Raw genomic sequence first — 20,840 nt, 5'->3', positions numbered from 1 at the left:
ATTCCGGCGATAAGGACTCGACTCTGGCGAGAACCGGCAGTTTGTTACGCCCGCCGGCCAAAAGACCAACAACGGCCGGGCATCCGGGAGAACTTCTATGCGCACCACCCTTCGCTTGGCGCTTTGTGTTTCGGCTCTTCTTCCCTTGGCTTCGATCGCGCAGGCACAGACCGCCGCGCAAATGAGCTTCTTCGTCACGTCGGAAGGCTCCGGCAAAGGCGGCAATCTCGGCGGCCTCGCGGGCGCCGACGCGCTCTGCCAGCGGCTCGCCACGGCGGCCGGCTCGTCGAAGAGCTGGAAGGCTTATCTCTCGACGCAGGGCGCGGGCGCCGTCAACGCGAAGGACCGCATCGGCGCGGGGCCGTGGCAGAACGGCAAGGGCGAAGTGATTGCGACCAGCGTCGCGGACCTGCACAGCGCCAACAACAAGATCAGCAAGGTGACGGCGCTCAACGAGAAGGGTGAGGCCGTGAACGGGCGCGGCGATACGCCGAACATGCACGACATCCTGACCGGCTCGCAGGAAGACGGCACGGCCTTCGCGGCCGGCGAGGATCGCACCTGCGCCAATTGGACGTCGGAAGCAGCCGGCGCCGCGATGGTCGGCCACCACGACCGCACCGGTCTCAACGACCTGCCGCCTGCGAAATCGTGGAACACGTCGCATCCCTCGCGCGGTGAAGGCGGCGGCTGCAGCGTGGCGGCACTGAAGGGCACCGGCGGCGACGGCCGACTCTACTGCTTCGCGACGAACTAAGGCTACGGGCTCACCGCTGGCGCCCACCGGCGCCGGCGGTCAAGCCTTGATCGGCTTGTAGGCAAAGTGCGCACAGATCACGCCGTGATCGTTGGTGCCGGACGTCTTATGGTCGTCGAAGCTCAAGTGATCATTGTTCACAGTCATCCCGTCGAACATCCAGATCCGCTTGCGGCTGTTGTCGTAAAATTCCTCGCTCACCAGGATGTGGTCGAGTGACTCCATCATGTCCTGATGGATATGCGTGTAATAGACGTCTCGCGAAGAACGATACTCCTGCAGCGTTTGCGCCGTGTAGAGCGCAACGTCGCTGCCGCCAACGCTACCACCGACGAGATACCGCGGCTGCTCGGTTAGAATGTTTTGCGTATTGCTGAGCTGACCGTCATTGATGTCGCCGAGAACGATCACCGGCGTACGCGTCTCTTTCATCTGTTCGGTCAAAAGAAACCGCAAGGCCGCAGCCTCAGCCGTGCGGCGGATCGTCGATAGAGCCGAACCAAGTCCTGTCGCGTGCTTCTTGTAGGTCGCCTCGTCGGCATGGAACCAGTCCTCCATGAAGACCTTGGTGGGTGCCTTCGACTTGAAGTGACAGACATAGACGTGCACGTCTTCCTGGTCCTCTCGCGGGGTGATCGTGAAGTGCAACACGGGGCGCGAGAAGCGCTTGATATTCACCGTGATGGCGGAGGTTTGCGGGTCATCGCCTTTGCTTTTGAGCACGAAGTTGTCGGGAAATTTGTCGATCCAGTCGGGTTGACCTTTGAGCAAGCCCTTCCGCACCATCGCGGCACAAACGATGCGCTTCCCCTTCGCATCGTCCGGAACGAGAACATCGTAAGCGTCGCTCAGCCCCGCGGTATCGACCGCGTTGTGCAAGGCGTCGGCGTGCCAGAGTTCCTGAAAGCCGAAGATGTCCGGCCGGAGCAATTTGAGCAGGCGCTGCGTCCAATCGATCTTCAGCACATATTGCGCATCCGACCAGCCCTTCTTGTCCGTATACATCGGCAGATTCGGTTCATTCAGGTTGAGAAGATTGAACGTTCCGATGCTCAGCTTCTTCAGCTTCATGGCGCTGCTCCCATATGAAGGTGAGCCAGTATGGCTGGGCCATGTTGCATCTTGATGCCGGCCGCGATGCCACCAAATGGCGTACGCGTCCGCGCGTTGTGCTCTGTCACAAAAGAGCGTAAAAGCTACCGCGCTGCGGCAAAGCCACGATGGCTTCCCGCGGCGCAATACATTTCGGAGCTAGAACAATGGGTTACAAGGTTGCCGTCGTTGGCGCCACGGGTAACGTGGGCCGCGAAATGTTGGGCATACTCGCCGAACGGTCCTTCCCGGCCGACGAGGTGGTTGCACTGGCGTCTCGCCGGAGCATGGGCGTTGAAGTGTCCTACGGCGACAAAACCCTGAAATGCAAAGCGCTCGAGCACTTCGACTTCTCCGATACCGACATCTGCCTGATGTCGGCGGGCGGTACCGTGTCGAAGGAGTGGTCGCCGAAGATCGCGGCCCAGGGCGCCGTCGTCATCGATAACTCGTCGGCTTGGCGTTACGATTCCGATGTGCCGCTGATCGTGCCGGAAGTGAATGCGGATGCCGTGAAGGATTTCCGCAAGCGCGGCATCATCGCGAACCCGAACTGCTCGACAGCCCAGCTCGTCGTCGCGCTCAAGCCGCTGCACGACAAGGCGAAGATCACGCGCGTCGTCGTCGCGACGTATCAGTCGGTCTCCGGCGCCGGCAAGGACGGCATGGACGAACTCGATCGCCAGACCAAGTCGATCTACACGCTGCAAGAACCGGAGATGAAGAAGTTTCCGAAGCGCATCGCCTTCAACCTCATTCCGCACATCGATGTGTTCATGGAAGACGGGTACACGAAGGAAGAGTGGAAGATGGTGGCCGAGACCAAGAAAATCCTCGACCCCAAAATCAAACTCACGGCGACCTGCGTGCGCGTGCCCGTGTTCGTCTCGCATTCGGAAGCCGTCAACGTCGAGTTCGAGAATCCGATCTCGCCGGACGAGGCGATGGAAATCCTGCGCCGTGCGCCGGGCTGCATCGTGATCGATAAGCGCGAGCCGGGTGGCTACATCACGCCGATCGAAGCGACCGGCGAAGACGCGACCTACATCAGCCGCATCCGCGAGGACGCGACCGTAGAGAACGGTCTGTCGATGTGGGTCGTCTCGGACAACCTGCGCAAAGGCGCGGCGCTGAATGCGATCCAGATCGCCGAAGTGCTGATCAACCGCAAGCTGATCGAGCCGCGCGCGCGTAAGGCGGCGTAAGGCACTTCTCGTAGCCTGGATGAGCGAGGCGCAGCCGGGCGATATCCGGGTCTAGGGATCGCCGCGATGTTGTTCCCGGATGTCGCGACGCGCTTCGCGCTCTGCTCATCCGGGCTACAAGAATCAAACGGGCCGCAGCAATGCGGCCCGTTTTATTTCTGCCGGCGAACGCGCACATAGAGCGCGCCCTCGCCGCCATGGCGAATGCTCGCAGTTTCGAAACCGACGACGTAGCTGCGCATATCCGGTAGCGCGAGCCATTGCGGCACAACGCGCCGCAGCACGCCGCGTTCGCCATCGCGCGCGCCCTTGCCGGTTATCACGAGCAGCAACCGTAGATCGTCGCCCTGCGCGTTGCGGATGAAACGCAGCAGCGCCGAATGCGCGCGCTCCTGCGTCATGCCGTGCAGATCGATGCGGGCGTCGATATCGGTGTGGCCGCGTGCGACGCGCTGTTTGGCGCGGCGATCGAGCGGTGCAAGCGCGGGCGTTTTCGCGACCGGCGGTGGTGATGGCGGCTTCGGCGCAACAACCATTCTCTTCGGAATAGCTTTCGGCGGAGCCGGCGGCGGCGCGATCTGCTCTTCGATCCGTTCGATCATCGCACGCAGCGGCTTGATCTCGCGCGTCACGGCGCGCCACAAGGCGCGCTCCTCGCCGGAGAGATTGCGTTTGCGCGTCATGACGCGGCGGGCCGCGGGCGCGGCATCGGCACGTCCGGGATAATCGTCTTTGGGCGCAGCGATTTCGGCACCAGCATCACCCACTCGGCCGGATGACGAATGCGGCCCGCGACGCGGCCCATCTCATCGCCCGCGCCGAAATAGAGATCGCCGCGCGCGGGGCCGAGAATCGCGGAGCCTGTGTCCTGCCCGATCATCAAGCGGCGATAACGCTCCTGCGATTTCTCCGCCGTCAGCGGCAGCATCGCGTCGATCCAGAACGGCGTGCCGTAAACGTGGAGATTGCGATCGACCGCGAGCGAACGGCCAGCGACCAGCGGAATCGACTGCGCGCCAATCGCCTCCTGGTCTTCCGGCAGATTGTCTACGACGCGGAAGAACACATAAGCGCGGTTCGCGCGGCGGAGCGCTTTCGCCTCTTCGGGATTCGCCGCCATCCAGGCGCGAATGCGATCCATCGAGATTTCTTCGCGGGGAATGCGGCCGTCGCGCACGAGCAGACCGCCGACCGCCGTGTAGGGCTGCCCGTTATGCGCCGCGTAGTTGATGCGCATCGTGCCGCCCTCCTTCAGGCGGACACGCGCGGAGCCTTGGATCTGCGTGAAGAAGAGATCGACCGGATCGCGCAGCCAGACGAGTTCAAGATTTTTCCCCGTCAGCGCGCCATCTTCGATCGCGCCGCGATCATAGTAGGGCACGCGTTCGCCTGTCTCGGTGATACGCAGGACGCCACCGCGGTTCGGAAAATCCGGTCCGGTCTGTTCGACGGCGGAGACGAGATCTTTCGGCCTGCCGTAAACCGGCACGGGGAATTCATCCGACTTCGTGCGCGAGCCTTCGATGATCGGTTCGTAATAGCCGGTGAGAAAACCGGCTTGCTCGCCGAGGCGGCGAATGCGAACGGGGCGGAATTCTTTCTCGAAAAATTTACGCGCCCGCGTAGCGGTCTTCGCTTTGTGGCGCAGCGCGTGGCGACAGATGCGGGCCAGCGGTTTTTCGAGAGGCTTGGCGTCGGCGGCGATTTTCGCGCCCGGCCGCGTCATGTGGCGGCAGCTGTTGAGAAATGTGTCGTAGGCTTTCAGGTGATCGTCGTCGCGCCAGCCTTCGATCTCGCTCCACTGCAGCGGCACGAATAATGCGCCGCGCAGAGTCCAATCGGTGGCGGCTGCCGCGTTCGGCGCGAGCAGCGCTGCAGTAAGAAGCGCCGCCCAAAGGCGCAAATCAGCCGCCCGCCTCGGTAGCGATGAGTTTCCAGTTCGGATCGCGGCTCGAGAGATCGCGCGCGAAGGTCCAGACGTCCGTCACGTCGGTGACCGTGTCGGCTGAGCCGTCCACGACGGCGCCCGACTTGTCCTTGGTGGCAGAGATCAGCTGCGAGATGAAACGCAACGTCAGCTGCGCGGTGCGGCCTCTCATTTCGGCAGCGGTCACATCCGCCTTGTCGATGCCGACGAATTTTGTCTCGACTGTTTCGCCTTTCTGCTCGCGATCGCGGATCGCAGCATCGAAGCCGTCATAGACATCTTTGGCGAGGAGATTCTTCAAAGTACGGCGGTCGCCCTCGGCGAAGGCCGTCACGACCATCTCGTAAGCCGAGCGAGCGCCGGTGACGAAATGCTTGGCGTCGAACGTCGGGTCGTCCTTGGCGATTGCGTCGAGGCCGATCGCGACCGGCGTCCCGGCTTCGGCGACGCCCTGCCAGCGGTTCGGCGCCGGCTCGCCGTCATTGTCGGGGTTGAGCTGCGCCTCGTTCGGGCGGGTCGGCAACGGGACGACCTTGTCGCCCGCGGGCGGCGGCGGGCGCACGGGCTCGGGCGCGCGATCGTAACGCGGCTCGTTGCCGCTGCGCTGACCCAGAACGCTGCGGAGGCGGAAGAAGATGAAAACCGCAAGGGCCAGGAAAATGATCGTATAGATATCGAACACGTTGTTTCTTTCGCGCGTTTTATAGTCGCGACCGCACGGGAAGCGCGATCAAGCAGGCGGGACACTGTCAGCTAAACGGCGCCGATAGCCTAACTTAAGCCTTGGCGTTCGCCTGTCCAAGCTGCGTCCCGATGTCCCACCGGCGCGGAACGGCGAAAGCTTAGTGTGCCGCGCCCCCGAGTGGAAGCATCACGCGGCTTTAAGTTGGCGGAATAATGGGACTATTTCGCGACCCCGCTCCGCAACCGCTAAGCCCTTGTGGCGCTTGATGCACCATGATAGCCACCCGGCACCTTTTCACGATTGCTCCAAGGGGCTTTTCATGGCGGAAACCAACGGCGGCGCGCAGCAACAGCCCCCGCAGCTCAACGTTCTCACGCAATACATCAAGGACTTCTCGTTCGAGAACCCGAATGCGCCGAATTCGTTGCAGCCATCGCAGACGCAGCCCGAGATCAACATTCAGATCAACGTCAACGCCCGCCCGCTCAGCGAAGACGGCGGCCCGGATCACGAAGTCGAGCTCAAGCTCGAGGGCAAGGCGCAGACGAATGGTACGGTGCTGTTCTCTTTCGACCTGACCTACGGCGGCGTCTTCCGCCTGCAGAACATCCCGCAGCAGGAAATTCACCCGGTCCTGATGATCGAGTGCCCGCGCCTGCTCTTCCCGTTCGCCCGTGAGATCGTTGCGACGACGGTGCGCAGCGGCGGCTTCCCGCCGCTCTATATCGACCCGATCGATTTCGTCGGTCTTTATCGCGCGAAGGTTGCCGAAATGCAGGGCGGCGGCCAGCAGCCGGGTACGCTGGTTAGCTAACTTCGGATGTCATCCCGGCCAAGGCTGCGCAGCAGCCGCGAGCCGGGATCCATGTGCCACAGCAGATGCAGGGATACGTGGATCCCGGATCGGCTGCGCGCAGAGCGCTTGCCGTCCGGGATGACAACTTCGTTGCTGGGCAATGCTGCGGATCGAAGTCTAAGCGCTCGCCGCGACCTGCTCGGCCGGGACATACGCCGTCCACACGGCGGCTGGGCCCATCTCGCTCACAAACGCCATATGCGCCGCAAGCTCCGCTTCGCTCACACGCGGCGGCAATGGATGCGGCCGCTGGCGCGACGGATTGGCGATGTGCGACTCGATGCGAATTTCGGCGACCTGCTCGCCGAGACCGAGTTGTGCCTGCCGTGCACCGATAAGTTCGAGATAGACCTCGGCGAGTATTTCCGAATCGAGCAATGCGCCGTGCTTGGTGCGGCGCGAATTGTCGATGCCGTAGCGCGAGCAGAGATCGTCGAGCCGGTTCGGCCCGTTCGGATGTTTGCGGCGCGCGAGCAGCAGTGTGTCGAGCAAGCGGTCGCGCGGGATAGCGGGCTTGCCGATCTTCGCCAGCTCCGCATTGAGAAACATGTGATCGAACGACGCGTTGTGGATGACGAGCGTCGCGTCGCCGATGAATTCGATGAAGGCGTCGGCGACTTCGTGGAAGCGCGGCTTGTCGGAAAGGAATTCCGCCGACAGACCATGCACCTCGAATGCCTCGGTCGGCATGTCGCGATCGGGGTTGAGATAGAAGTGCACGGTGCGGCCGGTCGGGAAGCGATTGACGAGCTCGACGCCGCCGATCTCGACCACGCGATGGCCTTCGGCCGGGCTCAGGCCCGTTGTTTCCGTATCGAGAACGATCTCACGCATTCGCGTCTTCTAACCGATTCGGCGACTAGCGGTCGCTGGTAGGGTGACCAGGTATGGTCGCTACGGCGCGGAGAATCGCACGAACCTGGGCCCGAGCGGAATCGAAGCCGCGGGATGTATCCACCACGAAATGCGCGCGGCGGCGCTTTTCTGCGTCCGGTGTCTGTTTTGCCAGGATCGCGGCGAACTTCTCCGGTGTCATGTTCGGGCGGGCGAGAACCCTCTCGCGCTGCACATCGGCCGGGGCCGAGACGACGACGACCGCGTCGACGCGGTGCTCGCCGTTGTTCTCGAACAGCAGCGGAATATCGAGCACCACCGTGCGGGAGCCTGACTTCGCGGCCTCGGCAAGAAACCGGCGTTCGGCGGCGCCGACCATCGGATGAACGATCGATTCCAGTTTTTTAAGCGCCGCGGCGTCGCCGAGCACCTTCTTAGCGAGGCGCTCGCGGTCGATTTTGCCGTCGACGCAAACGCCCGGAAAGGCGGCCTCGACGGCCGGAACGGCCTCGCCAGCATAGAGGCGGTGGACGACCGCATCGGCGTCGTTCACCGGCACCCCCGCCTCCACGAACATCTTCGCGGTGGCCGACTTGCCCATTCCGATCGAACCCGTGAGGCCAAGGATCAGCATGCCGCGTTATGCCACAACATACTGCTTCGATTGAAGGAATTTCAGCAGCGGAAGCAGCGGAAGGCCTAGGATGGTGAAGTAATCGCCTTCGATCTTCTCGAAGAGCTGAACCCCGATTCCCTCGAGCTGATACCCGCCGACGCTGGTGAAGACTTTCTCGCCGGCGAGATCGAGATAGCGCCCGACGAAATCCGGCGTCGCATCGCGCATCGTCAGCCGGGCAGTTTCGCAGCCCTCGAACACGCAGCGGCCGTTTGCGAAGAGCGCGATCGCGGCGTGGAGTTCGTGGGTGCGGCCGAGCAGCGAGGTAATTTGGGCGTGCGCCGCGGCAAGGTCGGTCGGCTTGTGATAGACGCGATCGCCGCAGGCCATCGTTTGATCGGCGGCGAGTACAACTCGCGATGGAAATTGCTGCGCAACATGCTCGCCCTTTGCGTGTGCGAGCCGGGCGGCGAGTTGGGGCGGCGACAAATCGCTCGCGGATTTTTCGATCGCACGCTCGTCGATGTTTGCCGGATGCACATCGACCGGAATGCCGGCGTTCGTGAGCAACTGTCGCCGCACGCTGCTGCCGGAGGCGAGGATGAGCGGTTCGGGCAGCCGCCACAAACTCACGAGGTTTGCTCCGGATGCCGGCGGCGTTCCGCGAGCAACGCGAGGACCGCAGCGGCAGTCTCCTCGATCGAACGGCGAGTCACATCGATGATCGGCCAATTGTTGCGCACAAATAGTTTTCGCGAGAACGCGATCTCTTCGGCAACCGCGTGGCGATCGATGTAGGAATCGTCGGTGCGGTCGGCGCGCAGCCCAAGCAAGCGGTTCTGACGGATCTGCACGATGCGCTCGGGGCTCGCGAAAAGCCCGACTACCAGGGGTTTCTGCAATCGCTCGAGATGTGACGGCAGCGGCACACCAGGCACGAGCGGGTAATTTCCAGTCTTCACGCCCCGGTTGGCGAGATAGATCGAAGTCGGCGTTTTCGACGTGCGGGAGATGCCGAGCAAGACGACATCAGCGTCCTCGAACTCGTCCGTATTCTGGCCGTCATCATGCAGCATCGTGAAGTTCAACGCATCGATGCGCCGGAAATATTCGGCGTTGAGTTCATGCTGCGCGCCGACGCGCGGGTTCGATTCGGCGCCGAGATAAGACTGTAGCAGGCGAAGCACCGGCCCGAGGATCGACATGCAGGGCACGCCGAATTCCTGACACTTGGCTTCGAGGCGCACCGTGAGCGGGCCTTCGAGCAATGTGTAGAGGACGATGCCGGGCGATTCCTCGATCTCGACCAAGACACGTTCGAGCTGCTTTTGCGTCCGCACCAGCGGGTAAACGTGCTCGATTGCGGAGACGCTGTCGTACTGGGCGGTGGCCGCGCGGGCGACCGTGATCAGCGTTTCACCGGTCGAGTCCGAAACGAGATGCAGGTGAAAGAAGCTGCCGTTCCGTTCGGTCATAAAGTCGCTGTCTGTATGGGCTGTGGACGAGACGGGAGAAGGCCACGCCGGCGGCCCCATGGCAAGCGACCTGGTCGTGTCAGTGGGGACAGAATGCAAAAGTTCTTCAGCGGGAGGCCGCGTGAAGCTCGGCTTGTGGAATTCGGAGAGGCAGGGGATAAGTCGGGCACAGTTTTCCGCCGTTTGACTGCAACATGCTCTGTCGCTTCGGTTTTCCGACGGCAGCGAACGGCGAAGAACTGAATTTGGACTACGAGGATAACCTGCCCGGCTGTGGTCAGGCCGTTGAAGGGCAAAGGTTGAGTCTAATCAACCGTCAAAGAGTCTTAAACTTTAAGAATCTCTTAAGTGTTATAGAGAGGGTGTGTGAGCGGACAACTCGGTGTGCTTGAGGTGCTCAGCGGAAAAACGCTGTCGCGTCCTCCGATCTGGATGATGCGGCAAGCTGGCCGGTATCTTCCCGAGTACCGAGAGCTGCGCGCCAAGGCGGGCGGATTTCTCGATCTCTGCTTCACGCCGGCCTACGCAGCCGAAGTGACGTTGCAGCCGATCAGACGGTTCAACTTCGACGCAGCGATTTTGTTCTCGGATATTTTGGTCATCCCGCATGCGCTCGGACGCTCGGTGACGTTCGAGGCCGGCGAAGGTCCCCGTCTCGATCCGCTGGACGATGCCGCGAAGCTCGATGGTGTTCAGCGTGAAGCCGACATGGGCAAGCTCGAGCCGGTGTTCGAAACGATCCGGCTGGTCCGCAAAGAGCTGCCGCCGCATGTGACCTTCCTCGGGTTCTGCGGAGCGCCCTGGACAGTGGCGACCTACATGATCGCGGGTCGCGGAACGCCCGACCAGGCGCCGGCGCGACTGATGGCCTATCGCGAGCCGGAAGCGTTCGCGCGGCTGATGGAAACGCTTGTGCAGGCTTCGGCGGGATATCTGATCGGCCAACTCAAGGCCGGCGTTCACGCCGTGCAGATTTTCGATACCTGGGCCGGCGTGTTGTCGCCCCGCGAATTTCAGCGCTGGAGCGTCGAGCCGACCGCTGCGATCGTTCGGCTCGTGCGGGAAGCCGTGCCGGAGGCAAAGATCATCGGGTTTCCGCGTGATGCCGGGACGAACCTAGAGGCCTATGCGAAGCTCACTGGCGTCAACGGCATCGGTCTCGACTGGATGATCGATGCGAAGGCGGCAAACCGCATGGTGCCGGCTCCGCAGGCCGTGCAAGGCAATCTCGACCCGTTGGTGTTGATCGCCGGCGGCCGCGCGCTCGATCAGGCGGTCGACGATGTGCTCGAAGCCTTTGCGGGCAGACCGCATATTTTCAATCTCGGCCACGGCATAACGCCGGAGACGCCGATTGCGCATGTCGAGCAGATGATCCGGCGGGTGCGGGGAGCCTGAGATGTTGTACCTCTGGCTCAAGGCGCTCCACGTGATCGCGGTCATCGCCTGGATGGCCGGCATGCTCTACCTGCCGCGCCTGTTCGTTTACCACGCCGACGCGGCGGTGGGTTCGGACAAGTCCGAAACGTTCAAGGTGATGGAGCGGCGGCTGCTCAAGTTCATCATCAACCCGGCGATGGCGATCACCTGGGTGGTCGGACTTTGGCTCGCTTATGACGGCGGCTTCCTCAAATCGGGCTGGTTTCACGTCAAATTCGCTTGCGTGTTTCTGCTGTCCGGCCTGCACGGCTATTTCTCGGCCGCGGTCAGGGCCTTCGCGGAGGACCGCAACACGAAAACGGCGCGCCATTGGCGCATCATGAACGAGGTGCCGACCCTCCTCATGATCATCATTGTCGTGATGGTCATCGTTAAGCCGTTTTGATTGGGCCACTTGCTAAGACGAAGGCAACGGCCTATGTTGGCTCATCCCTCCGAACGCAGGCGGATGCTTTCGCGTCTCGGTTCCGCCGATAGCGGACCGGCCGAATCGTCGGGTTTCCAGAACATTTCGTTCCGATACCTCAAGACCTGCGATCTCTCCCTCCCCCTTATGACCGCCCGCTATTTCGAGCCGGCGGAGAATTTCCAAGGACCACCCGCATGCGGGAAATGAAGTTACAAGACCTGAAGGCGAAGACGCCGCAAGAGCTGCTGGCGTTCGCCGACGAACATGAAGTCGAGAATGGCTCGACGCTCCGCAAACAGGAGCTGATGTTCGCGATCCTCAAGCAACTCGCCGCCAAAGAAGTAAACATCATCGGCGAAGGCGTCGTTGAAGTTCTGTCCGACGGCTTCGGCTTTTTGCGCTCCCCGGAAGCGAATTACCTCGCCGGCCCGGACGACATTTACGTTTCGCCCTCGCAGATCCGCCGCTTTGGCCTGCGCACCGGCGACACCATCGAGGGCGATATCCGCTCCCCGAAGGAAGGCGAACGATACTTCGCCCTGCTCAAGGTCAATACGATCAATTTCGAAGACCCGGACAAGGCGCGTCACAAGATCAACTTCGATAACCTGACGCCGCTCTACCCCGACGAGCGGCTCAAGATGGAGCACGAGGATCCGACCAAGAAGGATTACTCGGCGCGCGTCATCGATATCGTCGCCCCGATCGGTAAAGGCCAGCGCGCGCTCGTCGTCGCGCCGCCGCGTACTGGTAAGACGGTTCTGTTGCAGAATATCGCCCACGCGATCGCGGCGAATCACCCCGAGTGCTACCTCATCGTTCTGCTGATCGACGAGCGCCCGGAAGAAGTCACCGACATGCAGCGCTCCGTGAAGGGCGAAGTCATTTCATCGACCTTCGACGAGCCGGCAACGCGTCACGTTCAGGTCGCCGAAATGGTGATCGAGAAGGCGAAGCGCCTGGTCGAACACGGCCGCGACGTCGTCATCCTGCTCGACTCGATCACCCGCCTCGGCCGCGCTTACAACACGGTCGTGCCGTCATCGGGCAAGGTGCTGACCGGCGGTGTCGACGCGAATGCTCTGCAGCGCCCGAAGCGCTTCTTCGGTGCCGCGCGTAACATCGAGGAAGGTGGCTCGCTCACGATCATCGCGACGGCGCTGATCGATACCGGCAGCCGCATGGACGAAGTCATCTTCGAAGAGTTCAAGGGCACGGGTAACTCCGAGCTCATCCTCGATCGTAAGGTTGCGGACAAGCGCACATTCCCGGCGATCGACATCACGCGTTCGGGTACGCGTAAGGAAGAGCTGCTCACCGAGAAGGACACGCTCAAGAAGATGTATGTTCTGCGCCGCATCCTCAATCCGATGGGGACGATGGACGCGATCGACTTCCTGCTCGACAAACTGCGCAACACGAAGTCGAACGACGAGTTCTTCGGCTCGATGAATACGTAACGTTTCGGCTTTGCCGAGAGGAAACCCGCTGCGAGCGATTGCGGCGGGTTTTTTGTTGCGTTATTCACCGTCATGGCCCGTTTCATGCGGGCCATCCACGTCTGGTTTTTTGGGAGCACCGTTAAGTCGTGGATGGCCCGGACAAGCCGAGCCATGACGGAGAGGAAGGCTAGCTCAGGTTAAATAGCTGTCAGGCAACGGCTTCAGCCAATCGATTCGGGTCCGTGATGGGCAGAGAGCATGACTGGCCGACGCAGACGAAGGCTGCCGTGATGCCCTGCTCTGCTTTGGCACGCGCCGGATGCGAGCTCGGCAACTCTTTCGACTCCGACGCGCGCAGCACGATCGCGTTGAGGTTCGGCAATCCTCGCGCGACCGCGGCGAGTGCGTCGGCATCGGCGCCCTCGCCCGTGACCACGATCTCGACGGTGCGCATGCGGAAGTCGATCGCATTGAGTGTCGACGCGTGACCGAAAGGATTTGCGGCAGCCGCCGGCGCGAGCGCTGTGAGAAGACGATCGGCACGGTCGCGATACGAATCCTTGCCGGTCAATGTTGCCAGGCGAATGAGGTTGTCGGCGATGACGCCGTTGTGGTTGGGCGTTGCGTCGTCGTTCGTCGCATGCGGTCGGATGATAAGTCCCTCGGCATCGTCCGCCGTCAGGTAGTAAGAACCGTCGGCGTTGACGTGATGACGCTCGAGCGTGTCTTGCCACGCTTCGGCTTGATCGAGATAGGCGCGATCTTGGGTCGCGTCGTAGAGCGCGATAGCGGCGCGCGCCATCTGCGCATGATCGGACGCGAGACCGGGAAAGAGCAGTTTGCCGTCACGCCACGAATGGCCGAGGCGGTTGTCGCGGTTCATGTCGGACCGGACGAAATCGTATGCGGCTTTTGCGAGGGCGAGCCAGTCGGGCTTCGACCACACGGTGGCGGCGCGGACGAGGGCCGCGATCATCATGCCATTCCAATCCGCGAGGATTTTGTCGTCGAGGCCGGGACGGATGCGTTTCTCGCGCGCGGTCAAAAGCTTGCTGCGCAAAAGTTGAATCGCCGGACTGTCGGCGTCGTCTTGAGCTGCGGTGGATGAACTTGCGCGCGATAACGCGTTGAGTCGATTCAGGATGTTGTGGCCTTCGAAGTTTCCTCCCAGGGTCACGTCGTAGAAGTCTGAGAATGCGGCGGCGTCGGCACCGAGCAGGGCCGTGATTTCATCGCGAGACCAAACGTAAAACTTGCCCTCCTCGCCTTCGGAATCGGCGTCGAGTGAAGCCGCGAAAGCTCCGCCGCGCTGCTTCATCTCGCGATCGAGCCAACCGATTGTTTCGCTGACGCGGCGGGTGAAGAGAGGATTGGAGGTGCGCGCGTGCGAGGCCGCGAGGAGGTCGATCAGTTGCGCGTTGTCGTAGAGCATCTTCTCGAAATGCGGGACGAGCCATCGCTCATCGACCGAGTAGCGCGAGAAGCCGCCGGCGAGGTGATCGTAGATACCGCCTTGGCAAATGCGGTCGAGGGTGTGGTCGATGGCCTGAAACGCCGCCGCATCTTGGTTGCGCTCACCGAGACGCCACACGAGCTCGAAGATCTCGACTTGCGGAAATTTTGGAGCGCCACGGACGCCGCCGTGGGTCTGGTCGATGGCGCCGAGAATGTGTTTGGCGACCTGGTCGAGTTCGGAAGTGCCGATCGTTACGGCGCCGTCGGAGCGGGCTGCTTGGGAGAGGCGGCCCATCAGGGCGGAGCGATTTTTCTCGATGCGCTCAGGTTCGTCGCGGAAGAGTCGCGCAATTTCGTTGAGGACCGTGGGGAAGCCGGGCTTTCCGTAGCGCGACGTCGGCGGGAAGTACGTGCCGCCCCAGATCGGTTCGCCGGCAGGGGTCAGAAACATGGTCAGGGGCCAGCCGCCTTGTTCACCTAAGTGGTGGAGGGCGGACATGTAGATCTGGTCGATGTCGGGCCGTTCTTCGCGGTCGACTTTAATGCTGACGAAGAGATCGTTCATCAGCCCGGCGATCGCCGGGTCCTCGAAGCTCTCATGCGCCATGACGTGACACCAGTGGCAGGCCGCGTAGCCTATCGAGAGAAGGATCGGCTTTCGCTGCTGTTTGGCTTCTGCCAGTGCCTCTGGGCTCCAGGGCCACCAATGCACCGGGTTATCCTGATGCTGCAGGAGGTATGGGCTCGTCGCGCCGGCGAGTTTGTTGGGCATTCGTAATCCTCGAAATCTCGGCTATGTAGAACATGCCGATGGGCCGCAAGAAAGTTCCGGGCTGAATCCGATGCATATTGCGGAACGTGGTTCATACTATCTATGGAATGAATACGAGTCCGCAACATGGACACAATATTTGCGCTGTCTTCCGGCGCGCTGCCGGCGGCGATTGGGATCGTCAGGCTGTCGGGACCGAAGGCCGGCGACGCGCTTCAGGCGCTTGTCGGGCGCCTTCCTCAGCCGAGGACGGCAGCGTTGGTTCGCGTGCGCGAACCCGAGAGTGGAGCCGCCATAGATCAAGCTTTGGCGCTCTGGTTTCCAGCGCCGTCGAGCGAGACCGGCGAGAACATGGCGGAGCTTCAGCTCCACGGAGGCCGGGCAGTCGTTGCGGCTGTATTCGCTGCTCTCGGGAGAATGGATGGGTTACGTCTCGCCGTGCCGGGCGAGTTTACGCGGCGGGCGCTAGCTAACGGCCATATGGATCTGCCCGCCGTAGAAGCTCTTGCCGATCTGATCGCGGCCGAGACGGAGCAACAACGCGGTCAAGCGATTGGTCAAATGCTGGGTGGCCTTTCGCGTCGTGCGGATGCTTGGCGGCAGCAGATCATTTCGGCTCAAGCGAGGATCGAGGCTGCTATCGATTTCTCGGACGAAGGCGATGTTTCGGAAGATGTCGCCGCGGCGTCATTGAAGGAAGTGGCTGGGCTGCGGGCTGAACTCGACGCGGTGCTGGCAGAAGCGCAGCGCGGTGAACGTGTCCGTGATGGCATTGTCGTTGCGATCGCAGGACCGCCCAATGCCGGTAAGTCGAGCTTAGTGAACGCGATTGCGCAGCGCGACGTTGCGATCGTTTCGCCGATCGCTGGGACAACGCGAGACGTGATCGAGGTGCATCTCGACCTCCAAGGTTACCCTGTCACGATCATTGATACGGCCGGAATTCATGACTCCTCCGAACCGATCGAACAGGAGGGCATTCGGCGTGCTCGTTTGCGAGCCGAGGGTGCCGACTTGGTTCTTTGGTTGGATGACCTTAGTGGCCAGCCGTCACTGCCCGAAGCCTTTGGTGCCGATGTCTGGCGGGTTGGGAGCAAGAGTGACCTAGTCGATTCGTCCGCGAAACAGCGTGCCGACTGGCTGACTTCGACGAGGTCTGGAGATGGGGTGGGTGAGCTCGTGTCGGCGATTGGCTCATACGTCGCCGAGAGGTATGGGCGCGGCGAAAGCCGTATCATTACGAGAGAACGTCACCGACTCGCGATTCAGGATTCGCGGGATGCATTGCTCAGGGCTGAGGCGGCGGCGCTTGGGGACGAAGTCGTTGCGGAAGAGCTGCGGTTGGCAGGCCGCGCGCTCGAGCGTTTGCTTGGGCGGATCGATGTCGAGCACGTTCTTGATGCGGTATTTAGGGACTTCTGCATCGGGAAATGAGCGGGTCTGTTTCACGTGAAACGGACGACATCATCGATTCGCATGCGCAACGATGCAGGAATCACTTCCGATTCTTGGTCAAAGATGAGATAAGCCGCGCATGAAAAGCGCCGTCGATGTCATCGTCATCGGAGGGGGGCATGCCGGCTGCGAGGCCGCCGCGGCCTCCGCTCGCATGGGCGCCGATACGCTTCTCATTACGCACCGGCTCGACACCATCGGCGCTATGTCCTGCAATCCCGCAATTGGCGGGCTCGGCAAGGGGCATCTGGTCCGGGAGATCGATGCGCTCGACGGGCTGATGGGCCGGGTTGCCGATGCCGGCGGAATTCAGTTCCGGGTGCTCAACCGCCGCAAGGGACCGGCTGTCCGCGGGCCTCGGGCGCAGGCCGACCGAAAGCTCTATGCGGCGGCGATGCAGGCGGCTCTACGTGAAACAGAAAACCTCGCGCTTGGGGACGCTGAGGTCGATGATCTGCTGATCGATTCGGGTACGGTTCGGGGTGTCAGGCTCAAGGACGGCCGAGAGATTGCGTCTGCCTCGGTGGTGCTGACGACCGGGACATTTCTGCGGGGCTTGATCCATATCGGCGAGACTCAGATCCCGGCAGGGCGCGTTGGCGAGGCTCCGGCCCTTGGTCTTTCGACCTCGCTCGAGCGTCTTGGGTTTCGCCTGGGGCGGCTCAAGACTGGAACGCCGCCGCGCCTCGATGGCCGGACGATTGATTGGGCCGCGCTCGAAATGCAGGCTGGCGATGATCCGCCGGAGGCTTTCTCGGCGCTGACGGATCGTCTGCCGAACCGCCAGATCGAATGCGGGATCACGCGGACGACCAACGCGGTTCACGACGTCATCCGGAAGAACGTCCATCGTTCGCCGATGTATTCCGGTCAGATCGCGAGCCGGGGACCGCGTTATTGCCCGTCCATCGAGGACAAGATCGTCCGCTTTGCGGACCGCGAGAACCATCAGATTTTCCTCGAGCCTGAGGGTCTGGACGATCCGACGGTGTATCCGAACGGGATATCGACGTCCCTGCCGGAAGATGTTCAGAAGGCGATCATCGCAACAATTCCGGGCCTGGAGCGGACCTTGATGGTCCGGCCTGGCTATGCGATCGAGTACGATCACGTCGATCCTCGTGAATTGCTCCACACGCTAGAATGCAAGCGCGCCCCAGGGCTTTTCCTCGCGGGTCAGATCAACGGTACGACAGGCTATGAAGAGGCTGCGGCACAGGGACTTGTGGCCGGTCTCAATGCGGCGGCGCGTGCATCCGATTCGGACCCGATCCATTTCGATCGCGCCGAAGCGTATCTTGGCGTGATGATCGATGATCTCGTGACACGGGGTGTTTCCGAGCCGTATCGCATGTTCACGTCGCGGGCGGAATATCGGCTGTCGCTGCGGGCGGACAATGCAGATCAGCGGCTCACCGGGCGCGGGATTGCGCTGGGCTGCGTGGGCTCTGAGCGGCGGAAGCATTTCGAGACGAAAGCGGCTGCGCTTGAAGCGGCACTCTCATTGGCAAAAAGCCGGAGTGTCACGCCGAACGAGGCCGAGCGCTTCGGGGTCCAGCTGAACCGCGACGGCCAGCGGCGAACAGCATTCGACCTTTTAGCCTATCCGGACCTCGGCCTCGATGACGTGAAACGGATTTGGCCGGAGTTCGCCGCCATCGATGCGGCGATCGCGGGCCAGCTCGAGATCGACGCGAAGTACTCCGTCTACCTGGCACGGCAGGGTGCAGACATCGAAGCGTATCGCCGAGACGAGGCTGTCGCATTGCCGGGTGATCTCGACTATGCGGCCATCCGCGGATTGTCGGCCGAGATCTGCCAGAAGCTCACGGCCCAGCGGCCGGAAACTTTGGGGCAGGCGGCGCGGATCGACGGCGTTACGCCGGCAGCGCTCGCGCTTCTCGCGGCACGGATGCGCCGCGCCGAGGCCGAGCGGAAGCGGGCGCAGCGCGGGTGAGCGACGGCCGCTCAGCGTTCGAGAAGCGCGCCGCTGTTTCACGTGAAACGATGGAGCGCCTCGACGCGATCGTCGAACAGCTCCGCATCTGGCAGCAGCGGATCAATCTCGTCGCACCGTCGACCGTCAGCGAAGTCTGGACCCGCCACGTCGGCGACTCGTGGCAGCTGCTCGCGCTGGCGCCCGATGCGCGGCTCTGGGTTGATCTCGGTAGCGGCGGAGGATTTCCGGGTCTCGTCGTCGCCGCCGCACTTGTAGATCGAGGTGGGTCAATCCATCTCGTTGAAAGCAATAACAAGAAGGCTGCGTTTCTACGCGAATGCGCACGCATTGCCGGCCTGCCCGTGAAGGTTCACGCAAAGCGGATTGAAGAATTTGCCGCCAGTTTTGCGGAAGCACCGGATATCGTGTCGGCGCGCGCGCTCGCGCCGATGGACAAATTGCTCGATTACGTCGAGCCCTTTCTGAAAAAAGGTGCACAAGCGCTGCTTCCGAAGGGCCAAGATGTAGAGCAGGAATTGACCCAGGCAGCCATATCTTGGCATATTGATGCGGAGCTTGTGCCAAGCGTAATCGAACCTCACGCGAAAATCGTCAGAGTTCTCAACGCGCGGCGGCGATAAATCTACCGCGATAATCACGAGAGAAGCCGGAACGCCGCGCTTCGAGATCGATTCGAGATCGTAACGATGATCACCACCGAGATCGGAAAAGCCCGCACGCTCGTCCTCGCCAACCAAAAAGGCGGCGTCGGCAAGACGACGACGGCTATCAATTTGGGGACCGCGCTCGCTGCAATCGGCGAGCAGGTGCTGATCATCGATCTCGATCCGCAGGGCAATGCGTCGACCGGTCTTGGTGTCGGGCAGAAGGATCGCTCGCGCTCAAGCTACGATGTGCTCGCCGGCGAAGTGACGATGCGCGAGGCAGCGCGCGAGACGGCGGTGCCGCGCCTTCACATCGTGCCGGCGACGATGGATCTGTCGGGCTTCGAATTGGAATTCTCGCAGCATAAGGATCGGGCGTTTCGGTTGCGCAACGCCATTGCGGCGCTGAACGAGGGTGCCGAAGCTGCGTCGTCTTACACTTACATCCTGATTGACTGCCCGCCGTCGCTCAACCTCGTGACGGTCAATGCAATGGCGGCGGCGGACTCCGTCCTGGTCCCACTGCAGTGTGAGTTTTTTGCGCTCGAAGGTTTGTCCCAGTTGCTCAAGACGGTCGAGCAGGTGCGCGTGTCGCTCAATCCCAAGTTGACGATTCACGGCATCGTTCTGACGATGTATGATGCGCGTAATCGTCTCTCCGGACAGGTCGTCGCCGACGTGCGTGGCTTCATGGGCGACAAGGTTTATCAGACGATCATCCCACGCAATGTTCGCGTCTCCGAAGCACCGTCCTACGGCAAGCCAGTTTTGCTGTACGACCTGAAGTGCGTCGGCAGCCAGGCGTATCTTCGACTCGCCTCCGAAATCATTCAGCGCGAGAAAGCGCTTCGCGCGGCGTAGCGGACGTCGAACTTCTGCGGCGGCAACTGAGACTTGAGGCATACATGGCGGAAGAAGCAAAATCACGACTCGGCCGCGGCTTGGCTGCGCTGATCGGCGAGGTGAATGACAACCCGCCGGCGAGCAGCGAACGAGCGTCGCGCGGCCAGCGCCGCGTCCCGATCGAGTTCATTCGCGCGAACCCGAAGAACCCGAGGCGGCAGTTTTCCGATGCCGAACTTGAAGAGCTCGCGAAATCGATTCGGGAGCGTGGCGTCATTCAGCCTGTCGTCGTCCGCCAGGTTGCGGGCGAGCAGGACGCTTACGAGATCATCGCCGGCGAGCGCCGTTGGCGCGCGTCGCAGCGTGCCGGTCTGCACCAGCTGCCGATCGTTCTCATCGAAGCAACGGACCGCGAGGCGCTGGAGCTTGCGATCATCGAGAACGTTCAGCGGCAAGATCTCAACCCGCTCGAAGAGGCGCTGGGTTATAAAGCGCTGGGTGAAGAGTACGGACACGGCCAGGAAGACATCGCGCGGGTGGTCGGTAAGAGCCGTAGCCATGTCGCTAACACGCTTCGTCTCCTCAACTTACCCGACTCCGTGAAGGCATTCGTTTCGGAGGGGAAGCTATCGGCAGGTCATGCGCGCGCACTTCTGGCGCTGCCGGACCCGGAAGCCGTAGCGCGTGAGGTTGTCGAGAAGGGGCTCAATGTCCGCGCGGTCGAAACGATCGCGCAGGATGCGGCTGCTGCGAAGGGTAAGCCTGTGCGGGCCCGCGTTGCCGTCGAGAAGGATCCCAATACGCGAGCGCTTGAGCGCCGACTCTCCGACTTCCTCGGCCTCTCTGTGAGCCTGGAGCATCGTGGCGAAAGCGGTGAAATGCGGATTCGCTACAAGTCGCTCGATCAGTTGGACTCCCTGGTCATGAAGCTGGGAGCGGCTTGAAGCCAAAGAAGCGAACGATCACTCAAGAA

The 20,840-nt window shown here is 62.0% G+C and carries 20 protein-coding genes; 11 read left to right on the top strand and 9 right to left on the bottom strand.

Annotated elements, in window-relative coordinates; genetic code table 11:
- The first annotated feature begins 97 nt into the window (after positions 1–97).
- Complete coding sequence (locus GJW30_RS03820) at positions 98–757, top strand: lectin (RefSeq protein ID WP_096351844.1); 660 nt, start codon at positions 98–100, stop codon at positions 755–757.
- Between the two features lie 39 nt (positions 758–796).
- On the opposite strand, the gene GJW30_RS03815 is transcribed toward GJW30_RS03820, so the two are convergent.
- Positions 797–1,828 (bottom strand): endonuclease/exonuclease/phosphatase family protein, encoded by a 1,032-nt coding sequence (locus GJW30_RS03815; RefSeq protein WP_096351841.1) that lies wholly within the window; start codon positions 1,826–1,828, stop codon positions 797–799.
- A 188-nt stretch (positions 1,829–2,016) separates the two neighbouring features.
- Here GJW30_RS03815 and GJW30_RS03810 point away from each other — a divergent pair, with 188 nt between their 5' ends.
- Positions 2,017–3,054: an aspartate-semialdehyde dehydrogenase gene (locus GJW30_RS03810; RefSeq protein ID WP_096351838.1), complete on the top strand. Its 1,038-nt coding sequence runs from the start codon at positions 2,017–2,019 to the stop codon at positions 3,052–3,054.
- A gap of 152 nt (positions 3,055–3,206) precedes the next feature.
- Here GJW30_RS03810 and GJW30_RS03805 read toward each other — a convergent pair whose 3' ends face one another.
- Genes GJW30_RS03805 through GJW30_RS03795 form a run of 3 tightly spaced genes read right to left on the bottom strand, consistent with a single transcriptional unit; the run spans position 3,207 to position 5,663 of the window.
- The gene (locus GJW30_RS03805; protein ID WP_096351835.1) at positions 3,207–3,737 is read right to left on the bottom strand and encodes a Smr/MutS family protein; all 531 of its coding nucleotides are present in this window, start codon (positions 3,735–3,737) and stop codon (positions 3,207–3,209) included.
- Positions 3,734–4,957, bottom strand: a complete 1,224-nt coding sequence (mltA, locus tag GJW30_RS03800) for a murein transglycosylase A (protein WP_096351832.1) — start codon at positions 4,955–4,957, stop codon at positions 3,734–3,736. Before mltA ends, GJW30_RS03805 begins: the two co-directional genes overlap by 4 nt.
- A gap of 1 nt (position 4,958) precedes the next feature.
- Positions 4,959–5,663: a Tim44/TimA family putative adaptor protein gene (locus GJW30_RS03795; protein WP_096351830.1), complete on the bottom strand. Its 705-nt coding sequence runs from the start codon at positions 5,661–5,663 to the stop codon at positions 4,959–4,961.
- 322 nt (positions 5,664–5,985) lie between these two features.
- Between GJW30_RS03795 and secB the strand changes: the two genes are divergently transcribed.
- Positions 5,986–6,480 carry a protein-export chaperone SecB gene (gene secB, locus GJW30_RS03790; RefSeq protein WP_096351827.1) on the top strand — a complete coding sequence of 165 codons (495 nt, stop codon included), beginning with the start codon at positions 5,986–5,988 and terminating at the stop codon, positions 6,478–6,480.
- Positions 6,481–6,639: 159 nt separating this feature from the next.
- On the opposite strand, the gene dnaQ is transcribed toward secB, so the two are convergent.
- Genes dnaQ through GJW30_RS03770 form a run of 4 tightly spaced genes read right to left on the bottom strand, consistent with a single transcriptional unit; the run spans position 6,640 to position 9,447 of the window.
- Positions 6,640–7,356, bottom strand: coding sequence for a DNA polymerase III subunit epsilon (dnaQ, locus tag GJW30_RS03785; protein ID WP_096351824.1), 717 nt, complete (start codon positions 7,354–7,356; stop codon positions 6,640–6,642).
- Between the two features lie 25 nt (positions 7,357–7,381).
- Positions 7,382–7,990 (bottom strand): dephospho-CoA kinase, encoded by a 609-nt coding sequence (coaE, locus tag GJW30_RS03780; RefSeq protein WP_096351821.1) that lies wholly within the window; start codon positions 7,988–7,990, stop codon positions 7,382–7,384.
- A gap of 6 nt (positions 7,991–7,996) precedes the next feature.
- Positions 7,997–8,605: a Maf family protein gene (locus tag GJW30_RS03775; protein WP_096351818.1), complete on the bottom strand. Its 609-nt coding sequence runs from the start codon at positions 8,603–8,605 to the stop codon at positions 7,997–7,999.
- Positions 8,602–9,447 (bottom strand): pyruvate, water dikinase regulatory protein, encoded by an 846-nt coding sequence (locus GJW30_RS03770; RefSeq protein ID WP_096351815.1) that lies wholly within the window; start codon positions 9,445–9,447, stop codon positions 8,602–8,604. The genes GJW30_RS03775 and GJW30_RS03770 overlap by 4 nt, the downstream gene beginning before the upstream one ends.
- Before the next feature lie 432 nt (positions 9,448–9,879).
- On the opposite strand from GJW30_RS03770, the gene hemE reads away from it, so the two are divergent.
- The 3 genes from hemE (at position 9,880) to rho (ending at position 12,756) form a co-directional block, all read left to right on the top strand.
- Positions 9,880–10,845 (top strand): uroporphyrinogen decarboxylase, encoded by a 966-nt coding sequence (gene hemE, locus GJW30_RS03765; protein ID WP_245408731.1) that lies wholly within the window; start codon positions 9,880–9,882, stop codon positions 10,843–10,845.
- Between the two features lies 1 nt (position 10,846).
- A complete protein-coding gene (gene hemJ / locus GJW30_RS03760; protein ID WP_172887543.1) occupies positions 10,847–11,272 on the top strand; it encodes a protoporphyrinogen oxidase HemJ in 426 nt (141 codons plus the stop codon).
- A 218-nt stretch (positions 11,273–11,490) separates the two neighbouring features.
- Positions 11,491–12,756 (top strand): transcription termination factor Rho, encoded by a 1,266-nt coding sequence (rho, locus tag GJW30_RS03755; protein ID WP_096351809.1) that lies wholly within the window; start codon positions 11,491–11,493, stop codon positions 12,754–12,756.
- 190 nt (positions 12,757–12,946) lie between these two features.
- Here rho and GJW30_RS03750 read toward each other — a convergent pair whose 3' ends face one another.
- Positions 12,947–14,965 (bottom strand): thioredoxin domain-containing protein, encoded by a 2,019-nt coding sequence (locus GJW30_RS03750; protein ID WP_096351806.1) that lies wholly within the window; start codon positions 14,963–14,965, stop codon positions 12,947–12,949.
- 126 nt (positions 14,966–15,091) lie between these two features.
- Here GJW30_RS03750 and mnmE point away from each other — a divergent pair, with 126 nt between their 5' ends.
- The 5 genes from mnmE (at position 15,092) to GJW30_RS03725 (ending at position 20,811) form a co-directional block, all read left to right on the top strand.
- Entirely contained in the window at positions 15,092–16,399 is a 1,308-nt protein-coding gene (gene mnmE, locus GJW30_RS03745; protein ID WP_096351804.1) for a tRNA uridine-5-carboxymethylaminomethyl(34) synthesis GTPase MnmE, read from the top strand.
- 100 nt (positions 16,400–16,499) lie between these two features.
- Complete coding sequence (mnmG, locus tag GJW30_RS03740) at positions 16,500–18,377, top strand: tRNA uridine-5-carboxymethylaminomethyl(34) synthesis enzyme MnmG (protein ID WP_096351801.1); 1,878 nt, start codon at positions 16,500–16,502, stop codon at positions 18,375–18,377.
- On the top strand, positions 18,374–19,000 hold the full coding sequence (rsmG, locus tag GJW30_RS03735) for a 16S rRNA (guanine(527)-N(7))-methyltransferase RsmG (protein ID WP_245408647.1): 627 nt from the start codon (positions 18,374–18,376) through the stop codon (positions 18,998–19,000). The genes mnmG and rsmG overlap by 4 nt, the downstream gene beginning before the upstream one ends.
- A gap of 66 nt (positions 19,001–19,066) precedes the next feature.
- The gene (locus GJW30_RS03730) at positions 19,067–19,885 is read left to right on the top strand and encodes a ParA family protein (protein WP_096351798.1); all 819 of its coding nucleotides are present in this window, start codon (positions 19,067–19,069) and stop codon (positions 19,883–19,885) included.
- A gap of 44 nt (positions 19,886–19,929) precedes the next feature.
- On the top strand, positions 19,930–20,811 hold the full coding sequence (locus GJW30_RS03725) for a ParB/RepB/Spo0J family partition protein (RefSeq protein ID WP_096351796.1): 882 nt from the start codon (positions 19,930–19,932) through the stop codon (positions 20,809–20,811).
- Positions 20,812–20,840 lie beyond the last annotated feature (29 nt).

Source organism: Variibacter gotjawalensis, from assembly GCF_002355335.1.
Lineage (GTDB): Bacteria > Pseudomonadota > Alphaproteobacteria > Rhizobiales > Xanthobacteraceae > Variibacter > Variibacter gotjawalensis.
Note: the sequence above shows the minus strand (reverse complement) of the source record. Positions and strands in the feature narration are given on the sequence as shown.